A 14,869-nucleotide genomic window follows, 5' to 3' on the forward strand; every position below is an offset into this window, starting at 1 on the left:
GTTCAGGATATTGAAAAACATAGCCCACTTTCCGGCGTACTTCATTGGTAAATACGGATTTTGCTGTTATTTCACAATTATCTACTGATACGGACCCTTTCTGCGCAAATAGAAGACCGTTTAAATGTTGGGCTAAGGTTGATTTGCCGCTTCCCATTAAACCGACTACAGAAACAATTTCTCCACGCTCTGTGCTCATTGAAACTCCTGAAAGAGCTGTCACTTCAGTGGGCAAACCCAAATTGTAAGTATGGTATAGTTCTTTGACTACAATAGACATAATGCCTTATTTATTGAATCAATATCCGATTTTGTGTTTTCGGGTATTATTTTCTTATTTATTAATAGTTCACGAAGTATTGATATGTCCGGTTTTTTTAATTTCATTTCATGTAAGTTTTCTTTGGATCTTCTAAGAAATTCATTTATAGACTCATCACAAGTTATTTCCCCATTTTCCATTACAATCACTCTATCTGCGAATAAGATTTCATCCAAATCATGCGTAACTTGCACGATAGTTATTCCACTTTTATGCTCATTTATTATTAATTTAATTATTTCTTTTTTTGAATAGGGATCCAACATTGATAAAGCTTCATCTAAAAGCAGTGCCTTTGGCTTCATTGCGAAAATGCCGGCGAGTGCAAGACGCTGTTTTTGTCCCCCTGATAAGGAAGAAATTGGCAGAGTACGTTTCTCCCAAAGGTTCGCCGTTGTAAGGGCATCCCTTACGCGAATACGTATATCTTCCGGCTCCAACCCTAAGTTTTCCGGCCCAAATGCAACATCTTCTTCAACTATAGCTGCTACGATTTGATCTTCTGGATTTTGGAATACCATTGAGACTTTCTCCCTTATTGAACCAGTAAGGTTCAGATCAGAAGAGTCTACTCCGTCAACAAAACAAAGACCCTGCGTTGGAACAAGCAGGGCGTTAAGCATTTTCAACAAAGTGGTTTTGCCTGACCCGTTGGGTCCTAAAACGGCAACCCACTCGCCGGGGCGGATTTCCAGATCCAAAGGGAAGAGTGTGTTCTCTGCCTCATCTGGATACCGGAATTCCGCACCCTTGAGAGAAAAGGGAATACCTGTTTTCATTATTAACCTAATCTACTAACTGTATTACCGCCATCTCAGAAGCATCGCCTAAACGTGCTCCAAGCTTAACTATTCTAGTATAGCCTCCGTTACGGTCGGCATACTTAGGGCCAAGCTCATTAAAGAGTTTGGCTACAGCTTCTTTATGTGGCATACGAGCCATAACAATACGACGATCGTTGACTTCTCCCGATTTTGCTCTTGTGATTAGTTTCTCTGCCACCTTACGTAATTCTTTAGCTTTAGATACAGTTGTAACTATGCTGCCCTCAAGAAAAAGACTGGAAGACATATTGGCAAGCATTGCTAATCTATGGGAAGAATAGCGTCCCAATTTTCTATTTGCTACTCGGTGCCTCATTTAATTATCCTCCTTTTGATTCTGTTCGCCTGAGTCAATAGATTCATTCAACGAAGAGTCTGTGTCTCCGCTGAGATGAAGGTCAAACTTGGCCAGTTTGCTTTCGATTTCTGCAAGAGATATCTTACCAAGATTACGAATCTTTAGAAGATCTTCTCTGGTTCTGGCTACAAGTTCTCCAATCACACGAACTTCTCCTCGAAGAAGGCAGTTTTCACTACGGACCGAGAGCTCAAGGTCTCTTACAGGTCTGGCATAGATTGAGTTTTCTCCCATCGGGAAACCAACTATGCCTGGCTGTTTGTCGTAACCAGTATCTAAAGTTGCACTTGCTGAGTCCTCTCCCTTGATGATTTCATCAAGAGCACTGCTACCCGGCCCTGCCAATGTGTCAACAACAGAAACATAGTAACTCTTGAGAACTCTGCTCGCTTCTATAATAGCGGATTCCGGAGAAACTGCTCCGTTGGTCCACACTTCTAACGTTAAACTGTCATAGTCTGTTCTCTGCCCCATGCGTTTATCGCTTATGTTGTACTTCACTCGTTGAACAGGAGAGAAAAGTGCATCTGCCTGCAAGGCATCAATCGGTAAGAATGATGCTCTGGGACGGTCAATTGGTGCATATCCTGTTCCTGTTCCTACATAAATATCCATAGCAATAGAATGTCCTGCTGCTATCTCACAAATATAAGCTTCCGGATCTGGGAATTCTATTTCACTATCCGGTGATATGTCTGCAGCAGTAATGACTTTTGGTCCTTCCGCTTCGAGGCGCAAGGTTGTCACAGAATTTGTGTGGCTACGTACGGGAACATGTTTCAAATTAACCAGGAGCTCAATCACGTCCTCTTTGACACCTGGGACAGTGCTAAACTCATGGAGAACCCCTTCAATACGTACCGCAAGAATCGCAGCACCACTGATGGAAGAGAGCAAAACTCTACGAAGAGAGTTGCCCAATGTTACTCCATAACCTCTTTCAAGAGGTTCAATGGTTATTTTTCCGTACGATGGGGTGGATTCTTGTACTATGATCTCATGGCGATCATGCTCCATATTCTCCTCCACCTTTCGTTTCCCTAACGGGCATAGAATTCAACGACAAGCTGTTCATCAACAGGAACATCGATCTGGTCGCGAATTGGAATAGAGACAACAGTACCGGACATCTTTTCAGGATTGACGCTAAGCCATCCTGGAATTGTTCTGGCAGCTGAAGCTTCCACGTTTTCTTTGATTAAATTGATATCCTTGCTGCTTTCACCTACGGTAATAACGTCGTTGACGCTAAGAAGTGCGCTAGGAATATCAAGTCTTTTGCCGTTTACCAAGAAATGTCCGTGGCGAACGAGCTGACGAGCCTGGCTACGGCTTACTGCAAAGCCAAGACGATAGACAATATTGTCTATGCGGCGTTCCAGAAGCTGTAGGAAGTTGTGACCAGACTGTCCGGCCATTTTTTCTGCTCTCTTATAAAGCAACGCAAACTGAGTTTCGTTGAGAGAGTAAAAACGACGAAGTTTCTGCTTTTCTCTTAGGTGAAGACCATAAACACTCATCTTCGTTCGACGAGTTCCGTGCTGTCCCGGTCTTGCATTACGCTTTGTAAAAGCACATTTTGCCGTATAACAGCGATCTCCTTTTAAAAAGAGCTTTGTACCTTCTGCACGACAAAGGCGGCAAACAGGTCCTGTGTATCTGCTCATACTTATTAGTTCCCTCCTTTAAACAAAATGCTACACGCGGCGCCGTTTTGGAGGACGGCATCCATTATGTGGAATCGGAGTAGCATCACCTATCACGTTTACCTGTAGCCCGGCCGCCTGGAGCGATCGAATTGCAGATTCACGGCCCGGTCCGGGTCCTTTAACTATTACGTCTATCTCAACTACACCATGGTCTTGAGCAACTTTTGCTGCCTCTGCAGCAGACATCTGTGCTGCGTAAGGTGTAGATTTACGTGCGCACTTAAAACCCACGTTTCCACCTGAAGCCCAAGATAGTGCATTTCCTTGTTTGTCTGTAAGTGTCACTATTGTGTTGTTAAATGTTGAAAACACATGAGCAACACCATAACTTACGTTCTTTTTCTCTTTACGTTTACGAGATCGTTGTACACGCTTAGCCACCAATAATTCCCTCCCCTGTTAGATTACTTCGTTACTTTTTTCTTGCCTGCAACGGCCTTTCTTGGGCCTTTTGATGTGCGGGCGTTTGTCTTTGTCTTCTGTCCTCGAACAGGGAGTCCCTGGCGATGTCTAAGACCACGGTAGCAACCTACATCAGTAAGACGTTTAATGTTCATCGCTATTTCACGACGCAAATCGCCTTCCACTGCATGGTTGTTCTCAAGTTCAACGCGCAATTTCTGTTCTTCACCTTCAGTAAGGTCTTTAACCCTCGTATCGGGATTAATTCCAGTTGCCTCTATGATTTGCTTCGCGACAACGGGACCAACTCCGAATATGTACGTGAGGGCCACCTCAATTCTTTTGTCGCGCGGCAAGTCAACACCGGCTAAACGAGCCATATCCTGTTACCTCCTTGCTCCTTGGCGCTGTTTATGACGGGGATTTTTGCTACAAATTACCCGTACAACACCATGGCGTTTGATAATTCTACAATACTCACAAATAGGTTTCACTGACGGTCTTACTTTCATTTATGTGTAGACCTCCTTGATTAATCTTTGTCTCTAAAATCAGAAATAAATCTGATTGCTGGTTACTTATATCTGTATGTGATTCGCCCACGGGTTAAATCGTACGGCGAAAGTTGTAAAAGCACACGGTCGCCGGGTATTATTTTTATGAAATGCATACGCATTTTACCCGAGACATGAGCCAATATTTTGTGACCGTTTTCCAGTTCTACTCGGAACATGGCGTTTGGCAACGGCTCTACTACCATAACCTTTACTTCTATTAATTCTTCTTTGCCCATGTAGTAGCCTCAACTTCCTGTCTGCAAGATATATCGCTTCTATTTAAGGTAGCTGTGCCTCTCTGCCTTGAGCAGAAGTTGTTCAGAAAGTTAGCGCAGGCAATGCTCTTGGTCACAGCTTCGCGATCCGTTTGCGTAGTACAAAAGCGTTTTTTTTCTTCTAAGTGAAAATTTTTAAATGTATCTTCTTTTGTAAACGCAGCAACCAATGTGTCTATATTCATCACGCCATATGATTCGATTTTATTACAAATAGCAAAACAATCATAGAACGTGTTGGATGTTACTCCCATGGCGTAAGTATCTCAACACCGTTTTCAGTTACAAGAAGGCTGTTTTCAAAGTGAGCTGCATCACTTCCGTCAACTGTAACTACTGTCCACTGATCAGGGAGAGTTGCGACATCCTCGGCTCCTGACATAAGCATCGGTTCGACACAAATAGTCATTCTTTCTTTGAGAGTAACGCCTGTACCAGGTTCCCCAAAGTTTGGAATCTGAGGAGCTTCGTGTAGCTTTCGTCCTATCCCATGTCCGGCATAGTCTCTTACAAGTCCGTATCCGGCCGAAATAGCTACGTTTTCTACTGCATGGCCAATGTCTCCGATTGTTGCTCCGGGTCTGACTGCTTCCATTCCCTTATGAAGTGATTGTAAAGTTACGTCGAGCAACCGCTGTCGACTTTCACTTATTGAACCCACCGCATAAGTACATGCAGCATCACTAAAATGCCCTTCTATCGAAGCACCTGTATCAATACTAACTATATCTCCCTCTTCAAGAATTCGTTCACTTGACGGTATTCCGTGAACAATTTCCTCATTTATAGACACACAGAGTGTACCAGGAAAAGGGATTGATACAAATGGAACTTTGTAGTTCTTAAATGCCGGTTTCGCACCCGCTCTCAGAATTAATTGCTCAGCCGCTTCATCGAGTTCTAATGTGCTTATTCCGGGCTTGACCATATCTCTCATCAGTTTGAGAATGTCGGCCACAACTAGACCGGCTCTTCTCATCTTGGCAATATCTCGATCACTTTTAAATGTAATCATTTACTGTTTATATTCCCCTTTTTCAAGGAGTTTTAAGACTACGTCTTTACCTCCGGTTGCATCAACTGTCACTAATAATTTCTTCTTATTGTAATACTCTATGAGCGGAGCGGTCTGTTCATAGAAAACAGATAATCTGTTTTTTATGACGCTTTCCTTATCGTCATCTCTTTGGACAACTTCTCCGCCACACTTATCGCAAACCCCTTCTAATTTGGTAGGGTTAAATAGAGTGTTATATATTTCTCCACATGACTTGCAGCTTCTGCGAGTTGTGAGTCTTTTAATGATAACATCATCTTCTATTTCTAACTCAACAACCACGTCCAAGCTCACTCCGAGGTTTTTAAGCATAGTATCAAGTGCTTCTGCCTGTGATATTGTTCGGGGGAATCCGTCCAATATGAATCCATCTTTACAGTCAGCTTCCTTAATACGATTCTCTATCATAGCTATTATGATATCGTCCGGAACAAGTTTCCCCGAATCCATATAGCTTTTAGCATTTTTGCCAAGATCTGTAGCTTCTTTTACGTTGGCTCTAAGAATATCACCGGTAGAGATATGAGCTATCGGATACTTACTCGTTATGCTTTTTGCTTGGGTTCCTTTTCCCGCTCCGGGTGCACCCAAAAGAATTATTCTCAAATCAGAATGCCTCCCATTACAGTCTAAGCAGTCCGCTTTTGCCGCCACGACGCTTTAGAATTCCTTCATAGTGGCGCATCAAGAGCTGTGCTTCTATTTGATGAACTGTTTCCAGTGCAACTCCCACTGCAATAATTACAGCCGTACCTCCAAAATAAAATGTTTTTATGTTCAATATTTTTATCATAAATGTAGGTATTACTGCAATTGCCGCTAGTGCAAGAGCACCTCCGAGCGTAATTCTGCTCATTACTTTTTCTATATATTCTGTTGTCGGCTTGCCGGGACGTATTCCCAAAATAAAGCCGCCACCTTTCTTCATATTTGTCGATATATCTTCAGGTTTGAAGACAACCGCCGTATAAAAATATGAGAAGAAAATAATCATTATTACATAGAGAACATTATAAGTAATGCTGCTTGGGCTAAATGCTTTCTGAAGTGTATCCGCTGCAGTTCCCTTAAAAAGCCCCGCTACTGTATAAGGGAAAAGAAGTACAGAGGAAGCAAAAATTATTGGAATAACGTTGGCGGTATTCATTTTTAAAGGAATAAAACTGCTTTGTCCGCCATACATTTTATTTCCGACAACTCTTTTTGCGTACTGAACAGGTAGTCTTCGCTGTCCTTCTTGTAACATTACACATGCTGCTATTACAAGAAGCATTATTATAACTGCAAGCAGTAAGACCAAAATATTCATTTCACCCAGCTTCAACAACTTAAATGTACGAATAAATGCTTCAGGAATCCTGGCAACAATACCAGCAAAAATAAGGAGAGAGATTCCATTGCCTATTCCGTAATCTGTCATGGTTTCTCCTAGCCACATAACAGCAACTGCTCCTGTTGTCAAAGTTACAGCAACTAAAATTATGTCTAACCAGCTTCCGGTAAAGATGCCTAAGCTTCTCAACCAGCCTGTCATTCCGATAGCCTGTACAAGAGCAAAGAATATTGTTCCAACACGTGTATACTGTACTAATCTTTTTCTTCCCTCTTCCCCTTCTTTTTGCATCTTTTCAAGAGCAGGGATTACTACTGTCATAAGCTGCATGACAATACTGGCGTTAATGTAGGGGGTAACACCTAGTGCAAATATACTAAATCTGCTCAGTGCTCCTCCTGCAAAGAGGTCTAAAAAGTTTAATACGCCGCCTTGCTGAAACAATTTTCCAAGCGCTTCTGCGTCAACGCCGGGAGTTGGAACATGAGCTCCTAGACGATAAACAAATAACGCAGCAAGAGTAAAAAGTATTTGCCTTTTAAGATTAGGCATTTTAAAGGCGTCCCGGAAAGAGTTAAGCAATTTATATCACCTCAGCCTTTCCTCCAGCTGCTTCTATTTTCTTTGCAGCTGTTGAGCTGTAGGCGTTAGCATGGACGATTAGATTTTTTGTTATCTCACCTGTACCAAGTATTTTTACGGGACTATTTACATCAGAGATTAAACGCAAAGCATAAAGTACTACGGCATTTACTTCTGTGCCTGCTTCGAAGCTTTCTTCCAAGTCTGCAATATTAACAATCTCATATTTTTTTGCAAAGCGGAAGTTGCTGAAACCTCTCTTTGGGATACGGCGTGCAAGAGGCATCTGGCCTCCTTCAAAGTTTGCCTTTATATCAATACTTTTGCGTGATTTCTGCCCTTTATGTCCCTTACCGGCTGTCTTACCATATCCGCTTCCGATACCGAATCCTATGCGTTTTTTCTTTTTGCGTGATCCCGGAACCGGGGAAAGTTCATGAAGGTTCATTTCTAGTTACCTCCCTTTTCTTCAAGGGACCAATCCAACAGATGTTCTACGGAGTTTATCATTCCGCGGATCTGAGGAGTATCCTCATGATAGACCGTGTCGTTTAGCTTACGCAATCCTAGTGCCTTTATGATTTTTCCTTGACGAGAAGGACGGCCTATCGCGCTTTTCTTCCAAGTTATGCAAAGTTTAGCCATGATAATTACCTCCTAGGCTTCCTTGCGCTCTTTGCCACGAAGACGGAATATCTCTTCCGGTGTACGGAGATTTTCTATCGCATTCATCGTAGCGTATGATACGTTTATCGGGTTGGATGTTCTTCCTATGACTTTCGTCATGATATCTTTTATCCCTCCGAGCTCAACTATTGCACGCACGGTCGGTCCGGCGATAACTCCGGTTCCAGGTGATGCCGGGCGCAAAAGCACTTCAGCAGCTCCGAACTTTCCGATTATGGGATGAGGTATTGTGTGTCCAAGAAGTTTAATGTTCACAAGGTTTTTCTTGGCTCTTTCAATCCCCTTACGCATTGCTTCGGAAATTTCCTTGGCTTTGCCTATGCCGATACCTACTTGCCCCATACCATCCCCGACAACAACAAGAACGCTAAAACGGAAACGTTTTCCGCCTTTTACGACTTTGCTTACACGGTTTATTGAAACGATACGCTCTGTAAGCTCAAGTCCTTTGTTCCCTCTATTGTTATAGGATTTATTTTTTAATGTCACTTCCGCCACGTTTTCTCTGCCTCCTATTAAAATTTCAGGCCGGCTTCACGGGCCGCATCTGCCAAAGCTTTGACTCTGCCATGGAAGGCATGTCCACCTCGATCAAATACAACTTCGTTAATACCTTGAGCCAGAGCGCGCTCTGCGACGAGCTTGCCAACTGCCTTAGCAGCTTCCTGGTTTCCTGTACCTTTTAAATCTTTAAATGTCTCTTCATTTGTCGAAGCAGACAATAGGGTCATTCCCTTTGTGTCATCAATTATCTGTGCATATGTATGCATTAAGCTTCCAAAGACCGCAAGACGGGGCCGCTCAGCTGTACCGAAAATACCCTTTCTTAAGCGACGATGGCGGAGCTCCCGCATTTCATTACGACTGCGATTTTTATTCAACGTCCTCACCTCGCCTTAACTTTTGGCGCCGGCCTTACCGGCCTTGCGAATTACATATTCTCCGCTGTACCTAATTCCCTTGCCTTTATATGGCTCGGGGGGGCGGTATCCACGAATATTAGAGGCAACCTGACCAACTAACTGTCTGTCAATGCCACGAACTATTATCTTTAACGGACCATCACATTCTATTTCGATTCCTTCAGGAGGAGTTATCTCAAGAGGATGTGAGAGACCAAGGGAGAGGACGAGATTCTTCCCCTGCATTTGTGCACGGTATCCAACTCCGATTATTTCAAGAGTTTTTTGGAATCCTTCGCTGACTCCGACAATCATGTTGTTTAGGATTGCACGAGTCATTCCATGCGCCGCACGAACTTCTTTAACGTTATTCTCACGGCTTACATTGACTTGTCCTTCTTCCATTTTTACTTCTATAAAAGGCACAAGGTTCATTTCTAGAGCTCCTTTGGGGCCTTTTACTTTAATGTTGTTACCATCAATTTTCAGCTCTACGCCCTTAGGAAGGGCAATAGGTTTTTGTCCAATTCTTGACAACTATGCCACCTCCATTACCAGACGTAGCATATGACTTCGCCGCCCAATGAACGTTTGCGAGCATCAGAATCGGTCATAAGTCCTGCTGACGTTGATATCATTGCTATTCCGAGTCCACCCAATACTTTAGGCAGTTCCTCTTTGCTTACATAAATACGGCGGCCAGGTTTGCTAATTCTGCGTAGTCCCTGAATTACTCTTTCCTTTGCAGGTCCGTAATTCATGACCACTCTTAGCAACGGCATCGTATTTTTTGAATCTTTAATTGTTTTGTAGTTACGGATATAACCTTCCTCTTTTAAGATGCGAGCCATTTCAAGACGCATCTTACTTAGAGGCATGTCTACCATTTCATGGTATACAACATTCGCGTTTCTTATGCGTGTGAGCATATCCGCGACAGGATCAGTGATATTCATTAAAGGATCCTCCCTTCCAAGCCCACTTGCTACCAGCTCGACTTGACGACGCCAGGGATTTTCCCCTCGCGTGCAAGTTGGCGGAAACAGCAACGGCACATGTCAAATTTACGCATATAACCGTGCGGTCTACCGCATATGGGACAACGATTATATTTTCTAACCTTAAATTTAGGTTCTTTTTTGGCTTTGTTCATCAAAGCTAAACGGGCCATGAGCTAACTCCTTCCTAGCGGGCAAAAGGCATGCCCAATTCAGTCAATAAAGCTTGGGCTTCCTCGTCGGTTTTCGCAGTCGTAACGAATGTAATGTTCATTCCACGCTGACGAATTACCTTATCATAGTCAATTTCAGGGAAAAGCAGCTGTTCTTTTAGACCAAGATTATAGTTGCCTCTGCCATCAAAACTTTTTTTCGAAATTCCTTGAAGGTCTTTGATTCGTGGGAGTGCAACACTTATAAGGCGATCCACAAATTCCCACATTCTATTGCCTCTAAGTGTTACTGAACACGCTACAGGCATGCCTTCACGCAGTTTAAATCCTGCGATGGATTTCTTTGCTCTTTTCATCATGGGTTTCTGTCCGGAAATAATTGAGAGCTCGTTCATTGATGCATCCATATATTTCTGATCAAGCTTTGCCTCATTTACACCTATGTTTATAACTACTTTAACCAGACGGGGAATTTCCATGACATTCTTATACTTAAATTGCTCCTTCAAGTTAGGGGCAACTTTTTCACTGTATTTTGTCAAAAGACGCGGTGTCATATGAGCTCCCCCCTTAAACCTTATCGATGATTTCGCCGCATTTTTTACAAATGCGGACTTTTTTACCACTGTCAAGAAATGCGCGTCCAACGCGTGTGGCTTTACCGCAAGAAGGACAGACCAACATGGCTTTGCTTGCCTGCAGAACTGCTTCTTTTTTTACAAGTCCACCACGGGGATCTTTTTGAGTGGGACGCATGCTCTTTGTGATCATATTTACACCTTCAACAATGATTGTGTCCTTCTTTATATCCCTTGCTAGGATTTTCCCTTCTTTACCGGCATCTTTCCCGGAAATGACGCGAACGCGGTCGCCCTTTTTAATTCTCATCTTGGACATGACCAGTTCCTCCTTAAACAACTTCAGGAGCAAGAGATACTATTCGCATATATTTTTTCTCTCTTAACTCTCTCGCTACGGGACCAAAGATACGTGTGCCCTTTGGGTCTCCGTTTGCATCAATTACAACTGCGGCATTGTCATCAAAGCGTACGTAAGAGCCGTCCTTGCGACGAATTTCTTTTTTTGTTCTTACTATTACTGCCTTTATAACGTCACCCTTTTTAATCTGTGCGTTAGGGGCCGCCTCTCTGACTGAGCCAACTATTGTGTCGCCGACAGTGCCTGACTTATGAAAACTACCGCCCTGTACCTGAATGCAGAGGATTTTTTTTGCGCCAGAATTATCGGCTACTTTTAAAACTGTACGTAGCTGAATCATAACTAGACTTCCTCCTCTTCATGTTTGGCGTCAAGTACGGGAGCTCTTTTTATTATCTCCAATACTTCCCAGCATTTGGTTGCGCTGAGTGGACGTGTTTCGCCTATAAGAACTGTATCGCCGACACGACATTCATTCTTTTCATCATGAGCGTAAAACTTTTTAGTATGAAGAACCCTTTTGCCATACAATTTATGTTTTGTCATACGATCAAGACTTACTACTACAGTCTTTTGCATCTTATCGCTCACGACTGTACCGGTACGGACTTTCCGGTGTACACTACGTTCTTCCATTGCCGGCTACCTCCTTGCTCCTGTGTGCTCTATTCCAATTTCTTTTTCTCTTATAACAGTGAGCACACGAGCTATTGTCTTTTTTACATCTTTAATACGTCCTGAGTTGCCCAACTGTCCGATAGCATTCTGGAACCGGAGGTTGAATAGCTCTTCCTTATATTTCTTGTGTTTTTCTTTTAGCTCAGATACGCTGAGATCTCTAAGTGCCTTGGGATCCATACTATTCACCTGCTCCCTCTCGGGCTAACAATTTTACTTTGATAGGAAGCTTGAAAGCTGCCGTGCGGAATGCTTCTTCTGCAACTTCGCGTGGCACACCTGCGACTTCAAAGATAACCCGACCGCGTTTTACTGCGGCAGTCCAATATTCAACATTACCTTTTCCCTTACCCATACGTGTTTCAATTGGTTTTTCAGTAACGGGGCGATCAGGGAAAAGCCTAATCCATATTTTCCCGCCTTTTCTCATTTTACGGCTTATTGCTACTCGAACTGCTTCTATCTGACGAGCTGAAATCCAACCATTTTCACATGCTTGAAGACCGTATTCGCCAAAGTCAACCGTCGTAGCTCCTTTTGAGTAACCGCGGAGTGCTGTGAGGTGAGGCTTACGATATTTTACTCTTTTTGGTGAAAGCATCCGGTGTTACCCCCTTTCTTTTGTAACAGGAGATTCTTCAGAAATAGAAATAGGTGCACGTTCTATAACTTCTCCCTTATATATCCAAACTTTTATACCTATAATTCCATAAACCGTATGAGCTTCTGAGATTCCATAATTTATGTCTGCTCTCAATGTTGAAAGAGGCAGCTGTCCCTCAAGATACCACTCGGTTCTCGCTATTTCAGCGCCACCGAGACGGCCGGAACACTGAACTTTAATACCCTTTGCTCCAGCTTTCATGGCTCTGAATATTGCCTGTTTCATAGCGCGACGGAAGCTTATTCTACGCTCTAGTGCTGCGGCAACACCTTCAGCCACTACTTGTGCTTCGGCATCTGGATTCTTAATCTCTTGGATATTAATCATGACCCGGTTTCCTGTCATTGCCTGTAGCTCTTCACGAACTGTCTGGATCTCGGCCCCTTGTTTGCCTATAACTACTCCAGGCCGGGCGGTCCAAACCGTGAAACGCATAACGTTGCCGATTCGTTCAATCTCTACGCGGCTTACGCCCGCGCTTTTCCATCTGTTGATAATCCAATTTCTAAGTTCCAGATCGTTGTGAAGATATTCCTGATATTTTTTCCCATCAGCATACCAACGAGATTCCCAATCGTATATAACGCCAAGCCTGTAACCTACCGGGTGAATTTTTTGACCCACTATTTCACCCCTCCTTATTTCTCACCTACGACCACAGATATGTGGCACGTATGGTGTCTAAAAGCATGTGCGCGTCCCTGTGATACAGGGCGGAAGCGCTTCATGTAGCTTGCTTGATCTGCCATTGCCTCTTTCACAACGAGCTTGTCCATGTCAAGACCGAAGTTGTGCTCAGCATTTGCTACTGCACTTTTGAGAACTTTTTCGGTGTAACGAGCTCCTTTGTTCGGAGTATACTTTAGTATAAGCATTGCTTCTGATGCAGATTTACCTCTGATAAGCGCAAGTACTTGGCGAACTTTATTAGCAGAGATTCGGACTTGCTGAGCTGTCGCTTTAACTTTCATACCAGTAGTCCTCCTATCCTTTTAGCCTTGTTGAGCGCTCTTGTCCAGCGTGTCCGCCGAACTTACGAGTCGGAGCAAATTCTCCGAGTTTATGACCTATCATATTATCGCTGATATAAACAGGTATATGAATTCGGCCATTATGTACAGCAATTGTATGTCCGACCATTTCAGGAGTTATGCTCGAATTGCGAGCCCAACTTTTTATTACTAACTTTTTCCCTGAATCATTCATATCCTCTACCCTGCGGAGAAGCTTTGCATCAACGTAGGGTCCTTTTTTTAGTGAACGAGCCATATCTATCCCTCCTACAGTACCGTTTTACTTCTTGCGGCGGCGGACAATAAACTTGTCCGAAGGTTTCCGCTTACGTGTACGGTATCCTTTTGCCGGAGTACCCCAAGGTGAAACGGGGTGCATATTAGACTTACTTTTACCTTCTCCTCCACCCATCGGATGGTCAACAGGGTTCTGTACTATAGCACGAATGTGTGGACGGATGCCAAGCCAACGTGAACGGCCAGCCTTTCCGAAAACAACGTTTTCGTGGTCTTCGTTGCCTACCTGACCAACCGTTGCCATACACTCAAGCAGGATAAGTCTCTGCTCACCGCTAGGCATACGGACAAAAGCATACTTGCCTTCTTTTGCCATTAGCTGTGCTGAAACTCCTGCTGAACGCACAAGAACTCCGCCACGTCCAGGCTCTAATTCAATATTATGGATAACAGTACCCACTGGCATGTCCTTTAACTTAAGAGCATTGCCGGGGCGAATATCAGAGTTCTCTCCTGATAATATGCTGTCCCCCACACTTAGCCCGACGGGAGCAAGTATGTAGCGCTTCTCTCCATCAACGTAAGAGATTAAAGCTATGCGAGCTGAACGATTTGGATCGTATTCGATAGAGACAACTTTGCCCGGGATACCGAGTTTGTTGCGTTTGAAGTCGACTATACGATACTGAATTCTTCCGCGTCCTCCACGCTGACGCATTGTTATACGTCCGTTATTATTACGTCCCGCTGATTGACTTAGTGATACAACCAGACTCCGCTCCGGTCTTGTCTTCGTTATTTCCGAAAAGTCGGGCGTCGCCATGTTGCGGCGGCTGGGCGTAGTGGGACGAAATTTCTTAATTCCCATTAAAATTACCCCTTTCTACCTAGGCGCTTGCGCCCTCAAAAAATGCTATCTTCTGACCAGCTGCAAGAGTTACGATAGCTTTTTTCCAGGAACGAGAACGACCCAAAAAGGCACCCAACCTCTTCGGTTTTGAACGAACTTGGACCGTATTTACTCTAACAACTTTCACGTTAAAAACTTCTTCTACTGCTTTACGAATCTCGATCTTGTTTGTTTTAGGCAGGACTTCGAAGACATACTGTCCCATTTCCATCATGCGACTCGTTTTTTCAGTGATTATTGGTCTAACTA

The 14,869-nt window shown here is 43.5% G+C and carries 31 protein-coding genes; all 31 read right to left on the reverse strand.

Annotation, left to right across the window (positions count from 1 at the left end; all coding sequences use genetic code 11):
- On the reverse strand, positions 1-280 hold a 280-nt coding region (locus GXZ13_06050; GenBank protein ID NLX75376.1), incomplete at its 3' end, for an ATP-binding cassette domain-containing protein.
- Complete coding sequence (locus GXZ13_06055) at positions 268-1,101, reverse strand: ATP-binding cassette domain-containing protein (GenBank protein ID NLX75377.1); 834 nt, start codon at positions 1,099-1,101, stop codon at positions 268-270. The genes GXZ13_06055 and GXZ13_06050, both read right to left, overlap by 13 nt.
- A gap of 7 nt (positions 1,102-1,108) precedes the next feature.
- Positions 1,109-1,462: a 50S ribosomal protein L17 gene (gene rplQ, locus GXZ13_06060; protein NLX75378.1), complete on the reverse strand. Its 354-nt coding sequence runs from the start codon at positions 1,460-1,462 to the stop codon at positions 1,109-1,111.
- A complete protein-coding gene (locus GXZ13_06065; protein ID NLX75379.1) occupies positions 1,463-2,521 on the reverse strand; it encodes a DNA-directed RNA polymerase subunit alpha in 1,059 nt (352 codons plus the stop codon).
- A 23-nt stretch (positions 2,522-2,544) separates the two neighbouring features.
- Positions 2,545-3,171, reverse strand: a complete 627-nt coding sequence (gene rpsD, locus GXZ13_06070) for a 30S ribosomal protein S4 (GenBank protein NLX75380.1) — start codon at positions 3,169-3,171, stop codon at positions 2,545-2,547.
- A gap of 30 nt (positions 3,172-3,201) precedes the next feature.
- The gene (gene rpsK, locus GXZ13_06075) at positions 3,202-3,594 is read right to left on the reverse strand and encodes a 30S ribosomal protein S11 (GenBank protein NLX75381.1); all 393 of its coding nucleotides are present in this window, start codon (positions 3,592-3,594) and stop codon (positions 3,202-3,204) included.
- Positions 3,595-3,617: 23 nt separating this feature from the next.
- On the reverse strand, positions 3,618-3,995 hold the full coding sequence (rpsM, locus tag GXZ13_06080; protein NLX75382.1) for a 30S ribosomal protein S13: 378 nt from the start codon (positions 3,993-3,995) through the stop codon (positions 3,618-3,620).
- 6 nt (positions 3,996-4,001) lie between these two features.
- Positions 4,002-4,127 (reverse strand): 50S ribosomal protein L36, encoded by a 126-nt coding sequence (gene rpmJ, locus GXZ13_06085; protein NLX75383.1) that lies wholly within the window; start codon positions 4,125-4,127, stop codon positions 4,002-4,004.
- Positions 4,128-4,189: 62 nt separating this feature from the next.
- The gene (gene infA, locus GXZ13_06090; protein NLX75384.1) at positions 4,190-4,408 is read right to left on the reverse strand and encodes a translation initiation factor IF-1; all 219 of its coding nucleotides are present in this window, start codon (positions 4,406-4,408) and stop codon (positions 4,190-4,192) included.
- Positions 4,390-4,701: a hypothetical protein gene (locus tag GXZ13_06095; protein ID NLX75385.1), complete on the reverse strand. Its 312-nt coding sequence runs from the start codon at positions 4,699-4,701 to the stop codon at positions 4,390-4,392. The genes infA and GXZ13_06095 overlap by 19 nt, the downstream gene beginning before the upstream one ends.
- Positions 4,692-5,462, reverse strand: coding sequence for a type I methionyl aminopeptidase (gene map / locus GXZ13_06100; GenBank protein ID NLX75386.1), 771 nt, complete (start codon positions 5,460-5,462; stop codon positions 4,692-4,694). The genes GXZ13_06095 and map overlap by 10 nt, the downstream gene beginning before the upstream one ends.
- The gene (locus GXZ13_06105) at positions 5,463-6,110 is read right to left on the reverse strand and encodes an adenylate kinase (GenBank protein ID NLX75387.1); all 648 of its coding nucleotides are present in this window, start codon (positions 6,108-6,110) and stop codon (positions 5,463-5,465) included.
- Positions 6,111-6,126: 16 nt separating this feature from the next.
- Positions 6,127-7,419: a preprotein translocase subunit SecY gene (secY, locus tag GXZ13_06110; GenBank protein ID NLX75388.1), complete on the reverse strand. Its 1,293-nt coding sequence runs from the start codon at positions 7,417-7,419 to the stop codon at positions 6,127-6,129.
- Between the two features lies 1 nt (position 7,420).
- Positions 7,421-7,867: a 50S ribosomal protein L15 gene (rplO, locus tag GXZ13_06115; protein NLX75389.1), complete on the reverse strand. Its 447-nt coding sequence runs from the start codon at positions 7,865-7,867 to the stop codon at positions 7,421-7,423.
- Positions 7,868-7,869: 2 nt separating this feature from the next.
- Positions 7,870-8,064: a 50S ribosomal protein L30 gene (rpmD, locus tag GXZ13_06120; protein NLX75390.1), complete on the reverse strand. Its 195-nt coding sequence runs from the start codon at positions 8,062-8,064 to the stop codon at positions 7,870-7,872.
- 12 nt (positions 8,065-8,076) lie between these two features.
- Positions 8,077-8,595: a 30S ribosomal protein S5 gene (rpsE, locus tag GXZ13_06125; protein NLX75391.1), complete on the reverse strand. Its 519-nt coding sequence runs from the start codon at positions 8,593-8,595 to the stop codon at positions 8,077-8,079.
- A 26-nt stretch (positions 8,596-8,621) separates the two neighbouring features.
- A complete protein-coding gene (locus GXZ13_06130; GenBank protein ID NLX75392.1) occupies positions 8,622-8,987 on the reverse strand; it encodes a 50S ribosomal protein L18 in 366 nt (121 codons plus the stop codon).
- Positions 8,988-9,002: 15 nt separating this feature from the next.
- The gene (gene rplF, locus GXZ13_06135; GenBank protein NLX75393.1) at positions 9,003-9,545 is read right to left on the reverse strand and encodes a 50S ribosomal protein L6; all 543 of its coding nucleotides are present in this window, start codon (positions 9,543-9,545) and stop codon (positions 9,003-9,005) included.
- 14 nt (positions 9,546-9,559) lie between these two features.
- Positions 9,560-9,964, reverse strand: a complete 405-nt coding sequence (gene rpsH / locus GXZ13_06140; protein ID NLX75394.1) for a 30S ribosomal protein S8 — start codon at positions 9,962-9,964, stop codon at positions 9,560-9,562.
- Between the two features lie 29 nt (positions 9,965-9,993).
- Complete coding sequence (locus GXZ13_06145) at positions 9,994-10,179, reverse strand: type Z 30S ribosomal protein S14 (protein NLX75395.1); 186 nt, start codon at positions 10,177-10,179, stop codon at positions 9,994-9,996.
- Between the two features lie 14 nt (positions 10,180-10,193).
- Positions 10,194-10,736: a 50S ribosomal protein L5 gene (gene rplE, locus GXZ13_06150; protein NLX75396.1), complete on the reverse strand. Its 543-nt coding sequence runs from the start codon at positions 10,734-10,736 to the stop codon at positions 10,194-10,196.
- Between the two features lie 13 nt (positions 10,737-10,749).
- A complete protein-coding gene (locus tag GXZ13_06155; GenBank protein ID NLX75397.1) occupies positions 10,750-11,067 on the reverse strand; it encodes a 50S ribosomal protein L24 in 318 nt (105 codons plus the stop codon).
- A 22-nt stretch (positions 11,068-11,089) separates the two neighbouring features.
- Entirely contained in the window at positions 11,090-11,458 is a 369-nt protein-coding gene (gene rplN, locus GXZ13_06160) for a 50S ribosomal protein L14 (GenBank protein NLX75398.1), read from the reverse strand.
- Positions 11,459-11,460: 2 nt separating this feature from the next.
- Entirely contained in the window at positions 11,461-11,754 is a 294-nt protein-coding gene (gene rpsQ, locus GXZ13_06165; GenBank protein NLX75399.1) for a 30S ribosomal protein S17, read from the reverse strand.
- Between the two features lie 6 nt (positions 11,755-11,760).
- The gene (gene rpmC, locus GXZ13_06170; GenBank protein ID NLX75400.1) at positions 11,761-11,976 is read right to left on the reverse strand and encodes a 50S ribosomal protein L29; all 216 of its coding nucleotides are present in this window, start codon (positions 11,974-11,976) and stop codon (positions 11,761-11,763) included.
- Between the two features lies 1 nt (position 11,977).
- Positions 11,978-12,397: a 50S ribosomal protein L16 gene (rplP, locus tag GXZ13_06175; GenBank protein ID NLX75401.1), complete on the reverse strand. Its 420-nt coding sequence runs from the start codon at positions 12,395-12,397 to the stop codon at positions 11,978-11,980.
- Positions 12,398-12,403: 6 nt separating this feature from the next.
- The gene (gene rpsC / locus GXZ13_06180) at positions 12,404-13,084 is read right to left on the reverse strand and encodes a 30S ribosomal protein S3 (GenBank protein NLX75402.1); all 681 of its coding nucleotides are present in this window, start codon (positions 13,082-13,084) and stop codon (positions 12,404-12,406) included.
- A 14-nt stretch (positions 13,085-13,098) separates the two neighbouring features.
- Entirely contained in the window at positions 13,099-13,431 is a 333-nt protein-coding gene (gene rplV, locus GXZ13_06185) for a 50S ribosomal protein L22 (GenBank protein ID NLX75403.1), read from the reverse strand.
- Positions 13,432-13,444: 13 nt separating this feature from the next.
- Positions 13,445-13,729: a 30S ribosomal protein S19 gene (rpsS, locus tag GXZ13_06190; protein NLX75404.1), complete on the reverse strand. Its 285-nt coding sequence runs from the start codon at positions 13,727-13,729 to the stop codon at positions 13,445-13,447.
- Positions 13,730-13,753: 24 nt separating this feature from the next.
- The gene (gene rplB / locus GXZ13_06195; GenBank protein NLX75405.1) at positions 13,754-14,578 is read right to left on the reverse strand and encodes a 50S ribosomal protein L2; all 825 of its coding nucleotides are present in this window, start codon (positions 14,576-14,578) and stop codon (positions 13,754-13,756) included.
- A gap of 19 nt (positions 14,579-14,597) precedes the next feature.
- Positions 14,598-14,869: 50S ribosomal protein L23 (gene rplW, locus GXZ13_06200; protein NLX75406.1), on the reverse strand; the 272-nt coding region annotated here is incomplete at its 5' end.

The sequence above is a fragment of the Synergistaceae bacterium genome, from assembly GCA_012728235.1.
Lineage (GTDB): Bacteria > Synergistota > Synergistia > Synergistales > Synergistaceae > JAAYFL01.